17 protein-coding genes are annotated in these 20,292 nt (G+C 56.3%); 10 read left to right on the top strand and 7 right to left on the bottom strand.

What is annotated here, in order from left to right:
* Nucleotides 1–40: 40 nt before the first annotated feature.
* Genes ENH71_RS10595 through ENH71_RS10605 form a run of 3 tightly spaced genes read left to right on the top strand, consistent with a single transcriptional unit; the run spans nucleotide 41 to nucleotide 3,779 of the window.
* Nucleotides 41–991, top strand: a complete 951-nt coding sequence (locus ENH71_RS10595; RefSeq protein ID WP_294135532.1) for an AAA family ATPase — start codon at nucleotides 41–43, stop codon at nucleotides 989–991.
* Nucleotides 955–1,980 carry a DUF58 domain-containing protein gene (locus ENH71_RS10600; RefSeq protein WP_294135530.1) on the top strand — a complete coding sequence of 342 codons (1,026 nt, stop codon included), beginning with the start codon at nucleotides 955–957 and terminating at the stop codon, nucleotides 1,978–1,980. The genes ENH71_RS10595 and ENH71_RS10600 overlap by 37 nt, the downstream gene beginning before the upstream one ends.
* Nucleotides 1,971–3,779, top strand: a complete 1,809-nt coding sequence (locus ENH71_RS10605; RefSeq protein WP_294135528.1) for a transglutaminase TgpA family protein — start codon at nucleotides 1,971–1,973, stop codon at nucleotides 3,777–3,779. Before ENH71_RS10600 ends, ENH71_RS10605 begins: the two co-directional genes overlap by 10 nt.
* Before the next feature lie 106 nt (nucleotides 3,780–3,885).
* Here ENH71_RS10605 and ENH71_RS10610 read toward each other — a convergent pair whose 3' ends face one another.
* From ENH71_RS10610 to ENH71_RS10620, 3 genes are read right to left on the bottom strand one after another with little or no spacing between them, the layout of a single operon-like run.
* On the bottom strand, nucleotides 3,886–4,515 hold the full coding sequence (locus ENH71_RS10610; protein ID WP_294135527.1) for a hypothetical protein: 630 nt from the start codon (nucleotides 4,513–4,515) through the stop codon (nucleotides 3,886–3,888).
* Between the two features lie 14 nt (nucleotides 4,516–4,529).
* Nucleotides 4,530–5,003 carry a MarR family winged helix-turn-helix transcriptional regulator gene (locus tag ENH71_RS10615; protein WP_294135523.1) on the bottom strand — a complete coding sequence of 158 codons (474 nt, stop codon included), beginning with the start codon at nucleotides 5,001–5,003 and terminating at the stop codon, nucleotides 4,530–4,532.
* On the bottom strand, nucleotides 4,981–6,162 hold the full coding sequence (locus ENH71_RS10620) for an Acg family FMN-binding oxidoreductase (protein ID WP_294135521.1): 1,182 nt from the start codon (nucleotides 6,160–6,162) through the stop codon (nucleotides 4,981–4,983). The genes ENH71_RS10615 and ENH71_RS10620 overlap by 23 nt, the downstream gene beginning before the upstream one ends.
* Before the next feature lie 685 nt (nucleotides 6,163–6,847).
* Between ENH71_RS10620 and ENH71_RS10625 the strand changes: the two genes are divergently transcribed.
* The 3 genes from ENH71_RS10625 to ENH71_RS10635 all read left to right on the top strand — a co-directional run bounded on the left by ENH71_RS10625 (nucleotide 6,848) and on the right by ENH71_RS10635 (nucleotide 10,004).
* A complete protein-coding gene (locus tag ENH71_RS10625; RefSeq protein WP_294135519.1) occupies nucleotides 6,848–7,195 on the top strand; it encodes a PadR family transcriptional regulator in 348 nt (115 codons plus the stop codon).
* Nucleotides 7,195–8,139, top strand: a complete 945-nt coding sequence (locus ENH71_RS10630; RefSeq protein WP_294135517.1) for a hypothetical protein — start codon at nucleotides 7,195–7,197, stop codon at nucleotides 8,137–8,139. Before ENH71_RS10625 ends, ENH71_RS10630 begins: the two co-directional genes overlap by 1 nt.
* A 206-nt stretch (nucleotides 8,140–8,345) precedes the next feature.
* Nucleotides 8,346–10,004, top strand: a complete 1,659-nt coding sequence (locus tag ENH71_RS10635; RefSeq protein WP_294137804.1) for a tetratricopeptide repeat protein — start codon at nucleotides 8,346–8,348, stop codon at nucleotides 10,002–10,004.
* A 44-nt stretch (nucleotides 10,005–10,048) separates the two neighbouring features.
* On the opposite strand, the gene ENH71_RS10640 is transcribed toward ENH71_RS10635, so the two are convergent.
* Nucleotides 10,049–11,389 (bottom strand): DASH family cryptochrome, encoded by a 1,341-nt coding sequence (locus ENH71_RS10640; RefSeq protein ID WP_294131034.1) that lies wholly within the window; start codon nucleotides 11,387–11,389, stop codon nucleotides 10,049–10,051.
* 90 nt (nucleotides 11,390–11,479) lie between these two features.
* Between ENH71_RS10640 and ENH71_RS10645 the strand changes: the two genes are divergently transcribed.
* Nucleotides 11,480–12,625, top strand: coding sequence for a peptidyl-alpha-hydroxyglycine alpha-amidating lyase family protein (locus tag ENH71_RS10645; protein WP_294131035.1), 1,146 nt, complete (start codon nucleotides 11,480–11,482; stop codon nucleotides 12,623–12,625).
* 33 nt (nucleotides 12,626–12,658) lie between these two features.
* Here the strand turns inward: ENH71_RS10645 and ENH71_RS10650 are convergent, their stop codons facing one another.
* The 3 genes from ENH71_RS10650 to ENH71_RS10660 all read right to left on the bottom strand — a co-directional run bounded on the left by ENH71_RS10650 (nucleotide 12,659) and on the right by ENH71_RS10660 (nucleotide 17,408).
* The gene (locus ENH71_RS10650; protein WP_294131036.1) at nucleotides 12,659–12,835 is read right to left on the bottom strand and encodes a hypothetical protein; all 177 of its coding nucleotides are present in this window, start codon (nucleotides 12,833–12,835) and stop codon (nucleotides 12,659–12,661) included.
* A 154-nt stretch (nucleotides 12,836–12,989) separates the two neighbouring features.
* Complete coding sequence (locus tag ENH71_RS10655; RefSeq protein ID WP_294131037.1) at nucleotides 12,990–15,800, bottom strand: valine--tRNA ligase; 2,811 nt, start codon at nucleotides 15,798–15,800, stop codon at nucleotides 12,990–12,992.
* Between the two features lie 117 nt (nucleotides 15,801–15,917).
* Nucleotides 15,918–17,408, bottom strand: a complete 1,491-nt coding sequence (locus ENH71_RS10660) for a leucyl aminopeptidase (protein WP_294131038.1) — start codon at nucleotides 17,406–17,408, stop codon at nucleotides 15,918–15,920.
* 252 nt (nucleotides 17,409–17,660) lie between these two features.
* Between ENH71_RS10660 and ENH71_RS10665 the strand changes: the two genes are divergently transcribed.
* The 3 genes from ENH71_RS10665 to lptG are packed head-to-tail and all read left to right on the top strand — an operon-like array spanning nucleotide 17,661 to nucleotide 20,292.
* Nucleotides 17,661–18,095 carry an acyl-CoA thioesterase gene (locus ENH71_RS10665; RefSeq protein WP_070115872.1) on the top strand — a complete coding sequence of 145 codons (435 nt, stop codon included), beginning with the start codon at nucleotides 17,661–17,663 and terminating at the stop codon, nucleotides 18,093–18,095.
* Between the two features lie 15 nt (nucleotides 18,096–18,110).
* The gene (gene lptF, locus ENH71_RS10670) at nucleotides 18,111–19,217 is read left to right on the top strand and encodes an LPS export ABC transporter permease LptF (RefSeq protein ID WP_294131045.1); all 1,107 of its coding nucleotides are present in this window, start codon (nucleotides 18,111–18,113) and stop codon (nucleotides 19,215–19,217) included.
* 1 nt (nucleotide 19,218) lies between these two features.
* The gene (gene lptG, locus ENH71_RS10675) at nucleotides 19,219–20,292 is read left to right on the top strand and encodes an LPS export ABC transporter permease LptG (protein WP_294131047.1); all 1,074 of its coding nucleotides are present in this window, start codon (nucleotides 19,219–19,221) and stop codon (nucleotides 20,290–20,292) included.

The raw sequence follows: 20,292 nt of genomic DNA on the forward strand, positions 1-20,292 counted from the left end.
ACTCGGGCTACACTTCCGTTAGCACAGGAGAAAACACTCGATGCAGGACAAGATTCAAAAAGCCCTCGCGCAGACCCGTCGCGCCGTGCTCGGCAAGGACGAACAGATTCGTCTGGCGTTATGCTGTCTGCTCAGCGGTGGGCACCTGCTGCTGGAGGACTTGCCGGGTATGGGCAAGACCACGCTGGCACATGCGCTGGCAGGTGTGATGGGGCTGTCCTTTCGGCGTATTCAGTTCACCAGTGATTTACTGCCAGCTGACATTCTGGGAGGCTCGGTGTTCGATCCATCCAGTGGGCAGTTTCGCTTTCATGAGGGCCCGGTGTTTTGTCAGGTACTGATGGCCGATGAGATCAACCGGGCTACGCCGCGCACGCAGAGCGCGTTGCTGGAGGCCATGGAGGAAGGGCAGGTATCACTGGACGGTGAAACACGTCCACTGCCGGAACCTTTTTTTGTCATAGCAACACAAAATCCTTCCGAGCTGGCCGGCACTTTTCCTTTGCCCGAATCCCAAACTGATCGGTTTCTGATGTGCCTGTCGCTGGGGTATCCCGATCCTGCGGCAGAACGACAACTGCTGGCGCAACCCGATCTCCGCCTGAAGCCACATTTACCGGAAGCCTGTCTGTCGTTGGCAGATCTGCAAGCCTGGCAGCTGCAACTCGCGCAAGTGCACCTTGGTGATGCGGTGCTGGATTATGTGCAGCGCCTGATCGACTTCAGCCGCACGTCGCCGCGCATCCAGCTTGGTCTGTCACCGCGTGGCGGGCTGGCCATTGTGCGAGCTGCGCGCTGTCATGCACTGATGGCCGCGCGGGATTACGTGACCCCGGATGACGTGCAGGCGGTGTTTGCGGCCGTGACCGATCACCGGTTAAGTGCCAGCGACCGGCTGGATCTGATGGCGGAACAGGGTGTTGACAATAAAGCGGGACACAGGACACTGGCTGAATGGATATTGGACTCCGTCAACGTGCTGTCGGCCTGAAACAACGCTGGCACGCATTACGGGCTGAACGTCAGGCACGCTGGCTGGCACGACGTGTGCCGCCGGTATCCCACCTGCAACTCAGTCAGAAGACGATTTTTATTCTGCCAACTTTGCATGGCTCGCTGTTTGGCGTTGGTGCCATCATTGTGCTGGTGATTGCCATTGCCGAGCGCAACGTGGTTTCCTTCCTGGTGTCGGCGCTGATGCTGAGTGTGTTTCTGCTCAGTCTGGTCTTGTGTTATCGCAACCTGAGCGGCCTGCGGCTGACGGCGCAGGATGTTGATTCAGCGCTGCCCCGGCAACGCTGTTTTGTGGGAGACACGGCACAGTTTATTGTCACGCTGACCTCGGCCGGGCGGCGCCGGTCACATAAGGACCTTTGGCTGGGTTTCAGCGCTGATGCGTCGCAGTTGATCTCGCTGACGCCCGGTGCCAGCATCACCGTCAGTCTGGGTGCGCAGACAACGCGGCGTGGTCTGCTGGATGCTCCGCGTCTGATATTGCGTACGCGCTATCCGGCAGGATTGTGGCAGGCCTGGAGCCGGCCGGATCTTGCCATGCGTTGTCTGGTGTATCCGCAGCCACGGATTTGTGTTTTGCCGCCAGCCGCATTGCAATCAGCGGCGAGTGGGGCTGGTCAGCAGCACGCGGCCAGACAAGCGGGCGTCGATGATTTTGTCGGCTTGCGTGACTATCAAACCGGGGATGCTATTCGGCGAGTTGCATGGCGCTCACTGGCGCGCGGGCAGGGGCTGAAAACCAAGCAGTTTGTGCGTGAGGCAGACCCACAGATATTGTTGTCTTTCAAAGATTTTGCCGGACATGACGCTGAACATGTGTTGTCCTGTCTGTGTTTTCAGGTGCTGCAACTCAGCCGTCGTCGGCAGACGCTGGCGCTGCAACTTCCGGGCAATAGTCTCATCAAGCCCGGGCAGGGTGACGCGCATAAACACAGGCTTTTACAGGCACTGGCATTATGGATTTGATGGTGGACAACAGAGGCCAGGACCTGGTGATACCGGCGGCACTGATCGCGTCGGTCGCCCTGATATTGCCGGCACTGCAAACGCAGCCCTGGTGGTTGATTCTGCCGTGTCTGATCTGTCTGATCCTGCGCTGGCGACTGTTGGCTTTTGCGCTGCTGTTTGCTGCCATCAGTTATGCTGACACCTGGGCTTCCGGGGTTTATTATCTGGGACTGAGCCTGTTGTTGTTGATGCCCATGCATAGCAATCCGGGTGCCAACAGCGCCACTCAACTACTCGGTGCGCTGCGGCAGGTACTGCTGTCATTGCCAATTTTTGCGGTCATTGTCGCGTTGGCAGCCGGTGCACGCTGGACGGAACAACGCACGCCAACACAAACCATGACAGGTGTCAGTGATACCATGACGCCGGGTTCGGTCAGTGAACTGGTCAACGACAGCAACCTTGCGATGCGTGTCAGGTTCACAGACGATACCACTGCCCTGCAATCGCAGGATCTGTACTGGCGTGGTCTTGTGCTGGAAGACTTTGACGGACGTACCTGGTCGCGCAGTAACAGGTTGCAGTTCGACCTGGATCCGGTGCCGACGCAGGCCAGCAGACAGCTGAAGTACCTGGTCACGCTGGAGCCCAACAGGCAATTCTGGTTGTACGGATTACATCAGGCATACACATCCCGCGCGCAGACCTACCGCGACGCCCGCGGCATGTTGGTCACGGCCGACATGGTGCGTCAGCGCATACGCTATCCGGTTACATCCATTCTGCCTCCGCCAGAGTTGCGGCTCGACGTTGAAAGCCGGCAACGCAACCTGGCACTGCCCGCCGACAGCAATCCGCAGACTCGACAGTGGATCGGCAATCTGCGGGCGCGGCATGAAAACGATCGCGAGTTGAGTGCGGCCGTCATGCGTTATTTCAGCGACGAGGCATTTTTCTACACGCTGACGCCGACCCGCACCACTGAGGCTCAGATAGATGATTTTTTGTTTAACACCCGTGAAGGTTTCTGTGAACACTACGCTGGCGCACTGACCTTTGTGTTACGCGCTGCGGGCATCCCCGCTCGTGTGGTGACAGGCTATCAGGGCGGTGACTTTAACCCCATTACCGATCACTGGACTGTGTATCAGTACAATGCCCATGCCTGGGTAGAAGCATGGTTTCCCGGCAGTGGCTGGGAACGCCTGGATCCGACCACACAGATAGCGCCGGAACGGATAAGTTCGGGCATAGATGCCTGGCTTGCGTCCCTGAGTAGCGACGCAGAACGCAACCTGGATGCCGGCATCCGGCAACGTCTGCAGCTGGCCGCCATACCCGGCTACCACAGTATGCGCAACTCGCTGGATGCGTTGCAATATAGCTGGAACCTGAGCATGTACGACAACGAGGGCAGTCTGCGCACCGAGGACCTGAGCGACTGGCTGACAGGTCAGGGTCTGGGAAACCTGCCGGTTTGGCTGCTGGCAGCGCTGCTGGTGTTCGTGGGGTTGCGCGCGACGTTGAGTGGCAGAAAGCGGCAACACCGTCTGTCACCCGCGCTGCGAGAGTATCTGCGCCTGAATGCGAGATTGCGCCATGCAGGCCTGGGACGAGAACCGTCGGAGACCATCAAGAGGCATCTTGAACGAGTGAGTGAGACATGGCCGGAGAACGCGGGGCAGTGGCAAAGGCTGGGCCGGATGTTAACAGAAGCCGAATACCGGACAGCGACAATGGACAGGGCGGATATCCGCAGAACGGCTGCACAGCTTCTCAGCGCGAGCCGGCGTCGACGAGCCGATCACACCGGTTGAGTCTTTGGTACTGATCAGTATGCCAACCACACTGACTGATCCTGGGTTCCGGATGACGGCCTGACCTGAGTTTGCCTGGTCGTCAGATGCATTATTTTTTGCCGGATCAATTATTGGTGTGGGCGGCCATCGCCTCACGCCATCTGCCATGGTTGAGATAGATCTGGTGCAGGTGAATACTGCCGGCAACGATAAGACCCGTCAGCGCCAGATAACGCTGGTCACCGGTCACGCCCAGCAGAATGCCAAGCGCTGATAAGACAGTAACGACAGCAATTGACGGATAGAAGTCGCGCCAGGTGGCAGGAGTCGTTGTCGCGAAAAAAAGCCTGTTGTCATCGTCCTGTCGTGCCCTGCGTAAAATGGAATGCATAGCGATTGTCATGGCGGCAAAAATAACAGCCAGAATCAGAAACCAGGGCATCAGATGCTCTAACCCGAGAGCAGCGATGAGGGTGAATTCAAGAATACCAATTCCGAACGGTACCAAAGAATCCGCGGGACTTGGTACCCAACTGAAGCGCATTGTCATGCTGCTGTAGAGCAGCCAGATCAGCATGATGCCAAACAATGTGACGGCTATCTGTATCCAGCTTAAAGCGGATGACCAGGAAAATTGCATCAACAGCGAGGTTTCGGTGACATGTACCCACAACAATTCCAGCGCCAGTGCCTGTATGATACTGAGTAACGTCAGCAAGACCATTGGCATTTGACTCTTAGCACGTTCTCGCATGTTGGGCTCCTCGTTTAATCACGGGCACTGTCTAGTTGTACGCGCAGTTTACGCAGCAATGGCAGGACTGCGCTGGCATCCTCCTCACCGAATTGGGGCAGCATGGCAACTATGTCGGGCGTGATGGTATTGATCGCATTGTCGCGTAGCTGGCGACCAGCCGTTGTCAGATAGATCAGTTTGCCGCGTCCGTCTTCAGGGTTTGGCACCATGCGAATCAGTTCGCGTTTCTCCAGTCCTGCCAATGTGTGCGACATGCTGGTTTTGGGCACCTGAAAGGCCCGTGCCATCTCAAGCGGCGTGCGGCCATCGCCCAACCTCACCAGATGATTCAGCGCGCCGAAGTGATGCTGCGTGAGTCCATCGCCCAATCTGGATTCCAATAACGTGCGACTGAGCTGGGCAATAATGCCGATCTCGTTCAACATGTCGAACATGAGCTGCGCGCCACCGTTCTGTTGTATGTCAGGTAACTCTGATTTTTTCATCAAGGCTCCAGCGGGGTGTGGGGGGAACAGCTGCAGCATACCCCAAACGGCCCAACATCTGAACGGTTTCGCCGTCGTTGGCCAGCAGCTGATGTCCGCGTTGATAGTGCGTTTGCATCTGCGGATACTCCTGCAGGCACTGACTGACAGGGTGTAGCGCCATGCCTTGTTGTGTCGTGGTCAAATTGAGTCGCAGCCACGCCTGGCCAGCTGCGATCTGGCTTTCCCGACTATTGTCGGCGGTGGTCAGCCAGACAAAAGCCGGGGTGGCGGCAAACATGTCCTGATACATATTCAAACCGGTCTGATAGGCCAGTGTGCCTGGTGTTGCAAGATCACCCGGGCTGATCAGGCCCAGGCGCTGAAGTCCTTCCAGCGGCATGCCACCAATATCAATACCATCGGGTGTCGCATTGATGGCGGTTTTGCCAAAGCGCATCAGGTCTATGCTTTCCTGCAACGTGGCGGGTGTTTCGTACTCGACCTGAAATGCGTTCCAGATCAGCTCGCGTAACCTGGCAACTTGTTCAGGACTGCGTGTGCCGGCAAATCTGACCCCAGCGACTGCCTGCGACAGGGCCACGATATTACTGTCATTAACCGCTTTTCCCATGTCAAACGGTTCTTTGGTTGATCGCCGTGATGAGACAAAATTGAACAGGGGGTCAGGCTGGACCTGGCCAGGTCGGAAGCGTACTTTGGCAACCGGTCGTGCGCTGATCAGTTGCGAATCGGCTCCGTCAGGGAACAGAGTGACGTCGATGTCATAGCCTTGCGCTGACGCTGCGATGCGCATCAACTCCAGAAAACCACCTAAACCGATAGTCAGTTGGCGATCAAACGGGTCGGTTTCGGGCAAACGTCGATCCGGGTCTGCCAGCAGCGTTACCATGTCGGGCTCACTCAGATCGACCATCCATGGCTGCAGGTTGTGGGGGTTGGGCGCCAGTATTGCGTATGACAGGGCAAAGCGACGCGGTTCAGCAAATTGTCCCGCCTCTGCCCACGGAGCCAGCGCTGCCTTGGGTGTTCGGGTGAGCGAAAAACCAGCGAGACCGGCGCCTGCGGCAAGGATGACGCCGCCGCCGACCGTTGCGATAAACTGTCTTCGGGATAGCAATGGTCGCGATGTAGCTGAATGTTTGTCTGAACTGGACATGATGCTTGCCTCCGGGCAGGTCAACAGGAAAATCCATCATATAGTACGATATCGAATCAAACAAGTCCGACATGGTACTAAAATGCCTTTCCTATTTGATGATCCAGATCAACCAGCGACCTCGTCGGTAGCATTAAAGTAACGGGACACAAGGGCATTATCGATCACGCCATCGTGAGGCTCAAATGCGCGACAAAAACCAAATCATTGAGGAGAACTGAACATGTCCAGAGAAGCAGGTGAACGTTACCGTTGTGAGTCGTGTAAAGCAGAGCTGGTGTATGAAGTGGGGTGCCCTTGTCCCGACAAGATGGCACATTCAGAAATTTGCTGTGGCGCGCAAATGGTCAAGGTCGACAAGCAATAAACCGCTTAAATGCCCGGGCGGTGTTACCCGCCTGGTGAGCACAGCGTTAGTTCGGATTACGGTCGGGTGCCAGCTGAATTCTGGCACTTTCCGACTCATGCCATCAGTGTTTTCTCCCGCCAATCATTGCCGTGCTGGCAGATCTCAGGGCATTCAGACCTGAGACCCTGTTCCCGATTGCTGACATTTATTTCTCTCTATCCTGTTAATAAATCTAGAGATAGATCACTATTTATGTGTTTCTTGCAAAGCCTTCGTGTCCGGTTTAGTATAATGCTATGTGCTGCACAGTATGTGGCATACAGTATGAGGTAATTGATGACCGCAGCGCAGCTGGACAAAATGCGACTCGAACTACGCCGCGGAGTGCTGGTGCTCGCGGTACTGGCGTCACTGAAGCAGCCGCACTACGGCTACTCGCTGCGCAGACAACTGCAGGACAGGGGCATTGATATTGATGAAGGCACCTTGTATCCCCTGATTCGCCGCCTGGCAGATCAGGAATTGCTGAACAGTGAGTGGCGTCAGGGAGAGGGCCGTGAGCGGCGCTACTATCAACTGTCAGACCTGGGGACTGAACTACTGGGGCAGTTAAGTGATGAGTGGCAACAATTAAACGGGGCGCTGAGCAATATACTGGGCGGCGCGGCAGAGGAGACAGACTGATGGATCTGGTTGCGCGTTATGTGGCTGCTGTGCAGCGCGAATTACCCGAGGCCAAGCGTGATGAGATTGGTCGGGAATTAAAAGCCAATATTATGGATAAGCTGGATGGCATGGCTGAGCAGCATGGCTCGCTGACAGAGGCGGACATCGCAGGGGTTCTGAAACAGATGGGCCGACCGCGTGCAGTGGCGCAGCAATTTGCGCCGCCGCAGCCACTGATCCGTCTCAGCTATATGCCGTTGTATCAGTACACCTTGTTTTTGGTGCTGGGCATTCTGTTTCTGTTGCAGGTTGTAGAAACCACTATCAATTGGGTGTCCAGCAGTGACATGGGGCTGGTGCAGTATCTGTTCAGGCTGGCTGCCGGGTTTCTGGATGATGTCATTTTTGCTTTTGCCAGTATCACGGCAGCATTCTGGTTCATGTCACGCCAGCCTTCTGCCAAACCAGAAGATTGCACCACCGACTGGCACCCTGAGCAACTGCCCAAGGCAGGTCCGAGCTGGCAGCATATCTCCCTGCAGGATACTTTTACCGATCTGGCGACTTACCTGTTCCTGCTGGTGGTGATCTGGTACCCGATGTGGATGTCGGCGGAGCAGTTGGACAGCAGCCGTCTGCTGCTGACTGACCACGCGTATTTGTGGCTTAAATGGGCCAGTCCGCTAGCTGTGCTGGGACTCGCATTGGGTATCTGGCAATTGCAGCAACGCCTGTGGAGTCGTGCCATGCTGATCAGTAACCTTGTGCTCAACTGTGCCCTGACTGCTGTTATCCTCGGGCTGGCGGCCAGTGGGCGGCTGCTTCAGCTTGATGTCGAACGATGGCACGGTGTGTTTGAGTTGTATCAACTCGAACGCGCGGCCGTCACATCACTGATTATTATTGCCATGTTCCCATTGTGGGAGGTGGGCCGGGATCTGCTGCGGCTGCGCAAGCTATGATAGGCGTGCGATATGAATACGATAGAAATTGTTCAGTCCGGAAATGTGGCCCGGATTCAGCCAGCAGTCCAATCTATCAGACCGGCCATCAGACCGGCCATCAGACCGGGCCTGTCATCAGCACACTACCGGTATGGCGACTCAGTCGCGCCATTCGCGTTATACTTCGTGCCCGCGATTGAATGAAAACAACAACGGAGCGCGCTATGAAACGAATGCTGTTTATTCTTGTCTTCCTGTCAGGTTTTGTCTCTGTCACGCCAGCACTGGCGCAGGATCAGTCATTGGCAATACTGGTGCCAGGCGGTGGCACCTACAGTCGACCAACCTCCATAGACAACCCGGAAGCACAGGCCTTCTTTGACCAGGGGCTGCGTATGGCCTGGAGTTTCTATTTCCCGGAATCCATTGCCTCGTATCAGGAAGCCGCGCGTTTGGCGCCGGACAATCCGATGCCGCACTGGGGGCTGGCACATGCCGCCGGTCCCAACCCCAACAGCCGTTATGCCAATCTGCCGGATGATCCGCAAGGCGCCGGTCTGGCCGCCATTCGTCGGGCGTTGGAACTGTCAAACAATGGCACCGCCAAAGAGCAGGCCATGATCAATGCCTTGTTTGTCCTGTACAACAAAGATGCCATTCCGGATGACCGGGAACGTGATGCCGCCTATTTGAATGCCATGGGCGAGCTGCATCAGGCGTATCCCGATGATCCCGATATTGCCACGGTTTATGCCGAAGCCTACATGAACACGACGCGCTGGGACTATTGGGGCCCGGACGGCGTGGCCAAAGCCGGTACGGCAACGGCACAAATGGCACTGGAAACGGCGATGGCTGTGGAACATGATCATCCGGGCGCCAATCATCTGTATATTCACCTGATGGAAGCATCTTCGCAGCCTGAGCTGGCGATGCCCGCTGCACAAAAACTGGAGTCGATTGTGCCGATTTCCGGGCACATGGTGCACATGCCAGGCCACATCTACCTGCGGGTCGGCGAATACGAAAAAGCCGTCAGCACCAACGAACGCTCGCAGATTGTGGATCAGCAATTTGCCGAACTCTGGGGTGATACCAATTTTCCGACTATTGGTACCTATTCATTGTCGCATCGATCGCATTCGGCGCACGCACTGGACTTTGTCCGTTATGCCAATATGCTGCAGGGCAACTATGAGCAGGCTGCGGAAGCGGCGGCTCGCAATGCCGCCAATGCGTCTGCCGCCAGCGGCCGGGGCCAGAAGAACATTGCTCATGAGTGGGTTATAGACAAAGTGTTTGCGCAGTGGGACAAGATACATGCGGATCATGCCGCCAATCTGGAAAACGCTTCCACCCCTTATCTGCGTGGCATGCTCAGTTATGTGATGGGAAGCGCGCATGTTGCCAAAGGTCATACAGCCGCGGCGCAACAAGAGCTGAACAATATCAACGCGCAGATTGCGGCGGATGATGTGGATGTGGGGGTTGGGCCGACGCCTGCCTCGCATGTGTTGACGTTGGCCATGCATGCCCTGATGGGCGAGATGGAAGAAGCCCGGGGCAATCTTGATGCCGCCATCGCGCACTATGAGCAGGCGGTGCAATACCATGACAACCTGAACTACACTGAGCCACCAGACTGGTCGCAGTCTGTTCGTCTGTATCTGGGAGCAGTCTTGCTGGATGCCAATCGCCCTGAAGCTGCCGAGGCAGTGTACCGCAAGGACCTGGAATGGAATCAGCAAAATGGCTGGGCCAACTTTGGGCTGTATCAGGCACTCGCTGCACAGGGCAGAACGGCTGAGGCGGCCATCGTCTATCGTCAGTATCTGGACCAGTGGCGCAATGCCGATGTGACACTGACGCGGTCGCGATTATAGTGGCTGTGCAGGGTCGAGAGTGAACAGGTCATAACGGCGGCAGATCAGCTTATCGGCCAGTCTGCCGCATCCACCGAGTCCAGCGCCAGCTCCGGCGCATCGGGCGCCCAACGCGCAATATAGGCGCCCTGTGGATCGTAGAGGGCGGTCTGTTTATCGATGTCAAAATGTCTGCCGCCGCGTGGATCGACACCCACGCCGGCGATGTACTGCCAGTTGCCCCAGTTGACGGCAACATCATAATCGATCAGCTGGTGCTCAAACCACGCCGCTCCATAACGCCAGTCCATGGCCAGCTCATGGATAAAGCAACTGGCGGCAATCTGGCGGCCGCGGTTGGACAGGTAGCCGGTTTCTTTCAATTGACGCATGCAGGCGTTCACCAGCGGCCAGGGTGTATTGCCGTGGCACCACTTCTGATAGCGCTCCGGGTGCAGGCAGCCGTGCTGGGGTTTGTCTGACAGTCCTTTCAACGTATAAAGCGTGTCGCCTTGTGCCAGCGCCAACCATTGATAGTACTCGCGCCATAGCAACTCAAAAAACAGCCATTGCGTTGATTCATTGCTGCCATGTTTCTGTTCATAGGTGCGTAAGGTCTGCGCGCCCCGCCGGACTGACAGACAACCCTGGTTCAGCCACGGCGACAACTTTGAGGAATTTGTCCAGCCATCCAGCTCATTGCGGGTTTCCTTGTAGCTGGATGGCAGTGTGCCGCTAAAATAATCGTGCAGATGTTGCTTGCCAGCAGCTTCGCCACCACCCATGGCCGCGATGCTGTTTTTGGTCTGCGATACGGCAGGTCGGCGGTAACTGGCGGGAATCCAGTCCGGCTGCTGGTGAGCCGGCACCGCTCTGAGTACGGGGCGTGGCAGCGACATGGGGGCTTGCGCAGGCGCCGGCACTGGCAGCTGCTCGGCCTGTTTACGATAGGAAGTAAAGCCGGTCAGGAGCTGGGCCGGCGTCACAGGGAGCTGCTGCTGGTCAAACAGCGTGGTGCTGTCGATCTCTTCGATTTGAAGTTTGGGGAAGCGTTCCGCCAGGAACCTGAGCACTTTGCGTTCATCGCTGCCGAACTGCCGGCTGCATACCAGGCGATTGATCTTGTGTTTGGCTATCAACCCGATGAGCTGCTGTTCCGGGTAACCGAACTCGACATAGAGATGCTGGTTCAGGGTGGTCAGGGCGGCGGACAGATCATCCAGCGACTGCTGCAGGAAGTGCCAGCGGTGGTGGCCCATGGAGCTGATGTGATAGCGGTGCGGATTGAACCAGCGTTGATCGACGCAAAACACACAGAGCAGGGCATCACTCTGTGCGGCGCGGGTCAGGGCCGGGTTGTCATCCAGTCTCAGGTCCTGTGTGAACCAGTAAAGCGTTGTCAGCATTGCGTTATCCTGCGGTCTCGGTTGACCTGTTGGTTCTGGGGAGTATGCTTAACGGGGCATGGCATTACAACAATAAGGAGCAAATGACCCATGACTGATACGACCAGATTCCCGAAACCGATTTTTATGGCAGCCGCTGTTGCCGTTGCGGTCCTGTTTACCGGTTGCGCCAATAATGCGGCGAACAGTGGTAACAGTATCAGCGGGGAAGGCATGTCCAACCCCAACCCGGTGGTTACCCGAAATTGGGGTGAGCTGCCCGAAGGCCGGGAATGGGGGTCGACCGCCGGTGTTGATATCGATCCGTTTGACGGTCATGTGTGGGCATACGAGCGCTGTGGCGCCGGCAGTTTTGGCTCGGGAGTGCCAATTAACTGCCATACCAATCTGGTGGCACCCATCTTCAAATTCGATCGCAATACCGGTGAGGTACTGGCAAATTTTGGTGCCGGCATCATGGTGACGCCGCACGGTATCCATGTCGACGATGAAGGCTATGTATGGGTGACTGACTTTGCCACCAACGACGAAGGCACCAAGGGCCAACAGGTACACAAATTCAGCCCCACGGGTGAGTTGTTGCTGAGCCTGGGCACACCGGGTCGAACGGGCAATGACAGCCGCCACTTTAACCAGCCTAATGATGTCGTTGTGGGCCCTGATGGCAGTATCTACGTCTCGGATGGCCACAGCGGTCAGGGCATGACGACCAACCAGGCCATGGCCGAAGGACGTGCCAACGGCCTGACCGCGCGCGTCATGAAATTCGCGCCAGACGGCACGTTTATCAAGCAGTGGGGCCAGATTGGCGTGCGACATGGTGAGTTCCGCACACCGCATGCGCTGGATTTTGATTCACAGGGGCGTCTTTGGGTTGCTGACCGGGGCAATCATCGCCTTGAGATTTTCGATCAGGATGGCAACTATCTGGAGTCGCGCTATATGTTCAGCCGCGTCAGCGGAATCTTTATCACCGATGATGACATGCTGTATGCCATTGATTCGGAATCCAGTCCGACCAACCATGTGGGATGGCGCAATGGCGTTCGTATCGGGCATATCGATCATGATCATGTGACGGGGTTCATTCCGCCTTTTGAGCGCGAGGATCGCGTTTATCAGGGCACCGCCGGTGAGGGTGTGGCCGTGGATGCCGACGGCAATGTGTTCGCTGCCGAAGGCCCCAATTCTTTGAATCAGGCGGGAGGGGCGTTTACCAGATACTCGGTCGATTGAGCGGGGCCGGAATGCAGGCAGGTGCATGATCCATCATGGTGGGAAATGCACCAGTTCCCGCTTCACAACTTCCAGCAACAATCGACGCAGGCGCTGTTTGCCGTGGTTGTCGACACTGTGCATATCCTCCAGACTGACCACCCGGGCCTGCAGCAGTCGCCGGATTGTGGTCAGATCCATTTCCAATACAATGCTGTTTTCGTTGCGCATGAGCTGGATTTCTCTCGGTGGATGATGATTGGTACACTCATCCTAATGCGAAAGATTCTCATTTGCAATAGCCGTGTTGGCGATCGGGCAGACAACCACAAATATATGGTTATCTACCCGTGGTGCCGTTGCATGTGGCTGGTGTCATATGAAGCTACAGTGCTTTGATGGCCGTCAGTTTTTCGTTCAAGGCCACGATGGCTGCCTGCGCTGCGCGTTGACGCTCACGTTCAACCTCCACCAGTTCCGCCGGGGCATTCTGCACAAACTTCTCATTGTTGAGTTTGCCACTGATGCCTTGCAGGTTTTTTTCCAGCTTGCCGATCTCTTTTTGCAAACGGGCAATCTCTGCATCCTTGTCAATCAGGTCAGACAGCGGCACCAGAATTTCCATGTCCTGATAAAGTTGCGTCGCGCTGACCGGTGCTTCTTCATTGTCAGCCAGGCAACGGATCTCTGACAGCTTGGCGAGCTTCAGCAGGTTCTGCAGGTTTTCATCCAGTCGGCGGTTATCGTCGGCATCGGTTTTTCGCAGCAGGGCAGGGAAGGTCTTGCCCGGCGGAATATTCATTTCGCCACGGATATTGCGTACGCCGATGATGACACCCTTGACCCACTCAATGTCACGTTCGGCGCTGGTGTTGATCAGTGCTTCGTCCGCGCGCGGATAGGCCTGCAGCATGATGCTGGTATCAGCCGTGTTGACACCGGTGAGCGTGGCAATTTTCTGCCAGATTTCCTCGGTGATGAAAGGCATCAGCGGATGCAGCATGCGCAGGCTGGTTTCCAGTACTGTCAGCAGGGTCAGTCGCGCTGTACGTGCTTTTTCCGGTTGGTTGTCAGCATCCCACAGCACGGGTTTCGACAGCTCAACATACCAGTCGCAATACTCGTTCCAGAAAAAGTCATAGATCACCTGTGACATCAGATCGAAACGGTAGCCAGCCATGTGCTCGTGCACCTGGGTCACGGTCTGCTGCAATCGGGACAGAATCCAGCGGTCAGCCAGGCTCAGGTGCGGGTCGTTGCGCAAGGCGGCAACATCGTCGGCACTGAACTGAATGCCTTTCTCTTCCGTGTTCATGATCACATAACGAGACGCATTCCAGATTTTGTTGCAGAAATTGCGGAAACCTTCCATGCGGCCCAGATCGAACTTGATGTCGCGCCCGGTGGAGGCCAGCGAATAATAGGTGTAGCGCAGCGCATCGGTACCGTAACCGGTGATACCCTCGGGGAATTCGGCGCGGGTATTTTTTTCAATTTTTTGCTGCAGTTGTGGCTGCATCAGGCCTTCGGTGCGTTTGGTGACCAGGTCTTCCAGCGAGATACCGTCGATCAGATCGATGGGGTCGAGTACGTTGCCCTTGGACTTGGACATCTTCTGCCCCTGACCGTCGCGGATCAGGCCGTGGATATACACCTTCTGAAACGGAATCTCGCCGGTGAACTTCATGGTCATCATGATCATCCGGGCAACCCAGAAGAAGATGATGTCAAAACCCGTCACCAGCACATTGGTGGGGTGAAAGGTTTTTAATGTCTCCAGGTCATCCGGCCAACCCAGCGTGGAAAACGTCCACAGTGCCGAGGAGAACCAGGTATCCAGAACATCCTCATCCTGACGCAGGCTCAGCGAGGCGTCGAGTTGGTATTTTTCACGCACCTGCTCTTCGCTGCGGCCAACATAAATATTGCCGTCGGCGTCATACCAGGCCGGAATGCGGTGGCCCCACCAGAGCTGCCGTGAAATACACCAGTCCTGCAGGTCCCGCATCCAGGAAAAATAGGTGTTCTCCCAGTTTTTGGGCACAAACTCGATGTCGCCGTCCTCGACTGCCTTGATGGCGGGTTCGGCCAACGACTTGACCGCCACATACCACTGGTTGGTCAGGTAGGGTTCAATCACGAAGCCGGTGCGATCGCCGCGAGGCACTTTCAATTTATGCGGTTCTACTTTCAGCAACAGACCCAGCGCTTCCATGTCAGCGACGAGTTTTTTGCGTGCATCGAACCGGTCCAGTCCCCGATAAGGCTCTGGCGCGTTGTCGTTGATGGCGGCATCAATGCTGAAGATGTTGATCATCTCCAGGTCGTGGCGCTTGCCGACTTCATAGTCATTGAAGTCATGTGCCGGCGTTATCTTTACGCAGCCGGTACCAAACTCGGGATCAACATAGTCGTCCGCGATAATCGGGATGCGGCGATCACACAGGGGCAGGTCGATGTATTTACCAACCAGTGATTTGAAGCGGGGGTCTTCCGGGCTGACGGCCACTGCGGTGTCACCCAGCAGGGTTTCCGGCCGGGTCGTGGCGATGGTGATAAAGCTGTCGCCACTGTCAGTGGTGGCGCCGTCAGCCAGTGGATATTTGAAATACCAGAAAAAGCCGTCCTCTTCTTCGGACAATACTTCCAGATCCGATACCGCGGTATGCAGTTTGGGATCCCAGTTGACCAGGCGGTTGCCGCGGTAGATCAGGCCCTCGTCATACAGGCGGACAAACACTTCCTCGACCGCTGCTGACAGGCCTTCGTCCATGGTGAAGCGCTCACGCGACCAGTCGATGGAGCCACCCAGGCGGCGGATCTGCTGGGTGATGATGCCACCGGACTCTTCTTTCCACTTCCAGACTTCGTCGGTGAATTTCTCGCGACCCAGGTCGGTTCGCTTGATGCCGTCGCGCTCAAGCCTGCGCTCGACAACCATCTGGGTGGCAATACCGGCATGGTCGGTACCGACCTGCCACAGCGTATTTTTGCCCATCATGCGTTGATAGCGAATCAGTGCGTCCATGATGGCATTCTGGAAACCATGGCCCATGTGCAGACGGCCGGTGACATTGGGGGGCGGGATCACGATGCTGTAGGATTCGCCTTCGCCGCTGGGGGCAAAATAATTGCGTTCTTCCCAGGTGCTGTACCACTGTTGTTCGATGTCTTTGGGCTGGTAAGTCTTGTCCATGTCTGTGCTCGGTTTGCTCTGGCTTTGCTAGCGCGTTCGAAATTTGATAAGCCGGCAAGTATACCTGATACATACTTGGCTGTCAGACAGCTGATGCATCCCGAGCAACAGTTCAGGTCAGGCTTTTTGTTTACGCAGATACTCTACCAGCAGCGGCACGGGTCGGCCGGTGGCACCTTTTTTGCCGCCGCCCAGCCACGCCGTGCCGGCTATATCCAGGTGCGCCCAATGGTATTTTTCTGTAAAGCGGGACAGGAAACAGGCTGCCGTGATGGTGCCAGCTTTGGGGCCACCGATGTTGGCGATGTCGGCAAAGTTACTGTCCAGCAGCGATTGATATTCGTCGTCCAGCGGCAGTTGCCAAACCGTATCCAGGGTGTCCTGACCCAGCGCAAACAGCTCCTGCGCCAAGGCTTCGTTGTTACTGAGCATGGCGGTATTGACTTCGCCAAAGGTGGCGACCGCCGCCCCGGTCAGGGTTGCGATATCAATAACCGTGCGCGGCTTGAAACGCTCGGCATAGGTCAGAGCGTCGCACAGCACCAATCGGCCTTCTGCGTCAGTGTTAAGAATTTCGATGGTTTTGCCGGACATGCTGGTGACAATGTCACCGGGCTTGGTGGCGGTGCTGCTGGGCATGTTCTCGGCTGCGGCAATAACGGCAGTTACGTTGATGGGCAGCCCGAGTTTGGCAATGGCTGTCATCGTACCCATGACACTGGCTGCGCCGCACATGTCGAATTTCATCTCGTCCATACCGGCACCGGACTTCAGGCTGATGCCGCCGGTGTCAAAAGTGATGCCTTTACCCACCAGGCAGTAGGGGGCTGAGCTGGATTTGCGGCTGCCTTTGTATTCTATGACGATCAGGCGCGACTCTTCTTTGGAGCCACGGCCGACGGACAGCAGGGAGCCCATTTTGAGGTTCTCCATCTGCTTTTCGGTCAGCACCCTGGTCTTGATGCTTTTATTGCGCACGCCCAGTTCAACCGCGCGCTCGGCCAGGTACGAGGGTGTACAGATATTGCCGGGCAGATTGCCCAGGTCGCGGGCGACACTCATACCCAGGCTGATGGCTTCGCCGGCGTCGATGGCGTCATTCAGTTGCTTGCGGTTGGCATCCGGGGCGGCCGCTATAACGGCACTGGTGAGTGCGGGCTTGTCGGCCTTTTTGCTTTTGGTCTGGTCATAACGGTACAGCGCATTGCCCAGTTCAGTGACCAGCTGCGTCGTGGCCCAGGCCGCGTCGCGGTTGGTGACCGGCAATTGCGCCAAACTGACCATCGCCGTTCTGGCAGGTGTCTGGGTCAGCGCATGCGCTGCAGCGCGTGCGACTTTACGGTAGGCTTTGGCATCAAACTTGTTTTTGTCGCCCAGGCCTACTAACAGTATGCGGTCACTGGCGGCTTTTGCCGGTACATGAACAAGCAGGGTTTCGCCGATTTTGCCTTTCATGTCGCCGGATTTGATCACGGCATCGCACTGGTCACGAACGATTGGCGCAAGCATGTCAGACGGTGCATCAAGCCCGGTCCTGTCCCAGACGCCAAGAACCAGGCAGTCAGTCTTTTTATCCAGCGTTTTACTCGTGAGCAGTTGGTATTTCATAGGTTTTCCTTATCGCGGTTCCGTGATATCGATGCTGTGGCGAAGGCATATCATCCTAGAGAATATGTCAAAACAAGGCAACCTGCGCCAATACTGACTATAACACGCGCAGCAGCGGCTTTTCCCCGGTCAGTGTCAATTGCTCCGGCTTAAGTGTACTTTAGCGGCCCGGGCGATTAAAATTGGCCACCGATTTGCCAGGGCCTTCAGCAGGAGAGCCCGCTGCCAAGAAACACTGTTTACGGAGTTGATATGCCCCGCGTCAAAATAAACATGCCGGAAGAGTTCCTGTTTACCATGGAGCACCCGGTGCGGTTCAGTGATTTGGATTACGCCAAGCACTTGAACAGCGTCGCCATGGTGCATATCCTGCACGAAGCCAGATTGCAGTTCCTGGCCAGCCTGGGGCTGACCGAAGCCAATATTTTTGGCCTTGGTATGGTGGTTACAGACATGGCAGTTGACTATCGTTCGCAGTCGTTTGCCAAGGATGTGCTGGTCATTGAGGTCGGGGTCAGCCGGTTTAACAAATATGGTTGCGATATCTGCTTTCAGATTACTAATTCGGCGCTTGACCGGGTTGTGTGCAATGCCAAGCAGGGCGTTGTCTTTTTTGATTTCGACAAACACAAGATTGCGGCTGTGCCACTGGCCTTCAAAAGCCTGGTTGGCGAGTCCGACGAGTAAGCGGGCCTCTATCCATTGATTCTGTTTCGATACTTCACCCAGCAACTTCTTCAGGTCACCATGGCGGTGTCGCTGATACTGCTGGTTGTATCGTTTACGTCACGATTTCTGCAATACCTCGCTGATGCTGTCGCCGGCAAAATGACCACCGATATCCTGCTGATGTTGATGTTGTATCGCCTGCCCGAATTTCTGCTCATTATTGTGCCGTTTGCCTTTTTCCTGGCCGTGTTGCTGGCTTACGGGCGGATGTATGCCGAGAACGAGATGGTCGTGTTGCATGCCTGCGGCTTCAGTCGCGCAAAACTGCTCACTATGACCATGGGTGCGGGCTTGCTGCTGGCCTGTGCCATGGCCGTTCTGAGTCTTTATGCGGCGCCGGCAGGTTTGCAGCAGACCGAGACCCTGCGGCAGTCTCAGGATGAATTAACCGAAATCGATCTGATTGTCTCCGGACAGTTTCAATCGTTCAATCGCGGGCAGCGCGTCACTTATGCCGAGTCCCTGTCAGAGACTGCGGTGGGCCGTCAGTTGAATAACCCCTTTGTGGTACTGCGGGATCCGAACCCGCCACAAGGCGAGTCAGGTTTGCGCATTATGGTGGCCGAATCGGCGCGTCCGATCGTGGATGAGGCGAGTGGCCGCCGTTTCATGTTGCTGGAGAATGGCTATTTTTACGATGGCACGCCGGGTGCCGCCGACTATAGTGTGACCGAATTTCAGGAGCAGGGAGTCCTGCTGCCGGAGCAGAGCACAATCGCGCCGGTATTGCGAGGCACCGAATTGCCAACAATGGCATTGTTGGGGTCTTCGGATCCCGCCCTGATCGCTGAATTGCAATGGCGTATTTCCGTCATATTGCTGATTCCCGTGCTGACGTTGCTGGCGGTGCCGCTGAGCAAAGTCGATCCGCGTCAGGGCCGTTTCGCCAGGCTGGTGCCTGCGGCACTGTTGTATGGTCTGTATTTCATGTTGCTACAGGTAACCCGCGATGCCGTTGAAGATGGCAGTTTGTCGCCTGTTGTCGGAATGTGGTGGGTGCATCTTGTTTTTATTGCCGGTGGTCTGGCACTGATGTGGCGTGGCCGGCCCAGAAAGCCAACACTGGCGAGGGTCGCATAATATGCCCATGCTTGCCCGCTACATGGCCAAAACCGTACTGCTGTCGATGCTGGTGGTGCTGGGGCTGATCACGATGATTGACCTGGTGTTCACGGTGGCAGAAGAGCTGGCAGACACCAATCGTTACTACACGGCCTGGGATGCCATCGTTTATGTGCTGCGGACCTTGCCTACCAGTGTCTATGAATTGTTGCCGTTCGTGGCTCTTGGTGGGGCGCTGATAGGTCTGGGTATTCTGGCATCCAGTCAGGAACTGCTGGTCATGCAGTCGTCAGGTGTAAAAACATCAGTGTTGGTGGGCTGGGTCATGATACCCGTGTTGGGGGTCATGGTATTCAGCCTGATTCTGGGCGAATGGATCGCTCCGACGTTACAACAGACCGCGCAAAGTCAGCGCGCGCTGATCCAGAGTGGGGGGCAGGCCATCAGTAGTTCACAGGGTGACTGGCGCAAGATTGGCAATGAGTACATTCATATCAATGCCATCGCCCCGGGCGGCCGTGAGCTGTTTGGTGTGACCGTTTACGAGTTAAGCGACAGGCGCGAATTGTTGCGCAGCAGTTTCGCTGAACAGGGTTATTATATGGATGACGACGGTGAACCATACTGGCGTCTGACCGGCGTGCGCGAAACGCGCTTTGCCGGCGACCGGCTGCAGGCTGAGTACCATGATGAATGGCAATGGTCAGTGGACATGTCGCCCTCTCTGCTCAGCGTGCTGTTGGTGCGACCTGACCGGCAATCGATCAGTGGTCTGTATCAGTTTGCCCGCTACTTTGATACTGAGGGGCTGGACAGCAGCAATTATTACCTGGCGTTCTGGAAGAAGTTGTTGCAGCCGCTGGCGACCTTGAGCCTGGTATTGCTGGCGGTTTCTTTTGTATTTGGTCCTCTGCGCGAGGCCACCATGGGATTTCGGGTGTTTGTGGCGATTGCCATCGGCCTGGGGTTCACGATTGTTCAGCGCACGCTGGGGCCAGCGACCATTCTGTATGGCATCAGCCCCTTTGTGGCTGTCCTGGCACCTATAATGCTGTGCGCACTGCTGGGGTTATTCCTGCTGCGCCGCGTTTAG

Source organism: Pseudohongiella sp., from assembly GCF_011050365.1.
Classification (GTDB): Bacteria; Pseudomonadota; Gammaproteobacteria; order Pseudomonadales; family Pseudohongiellaceae; genus Pseudohongiella.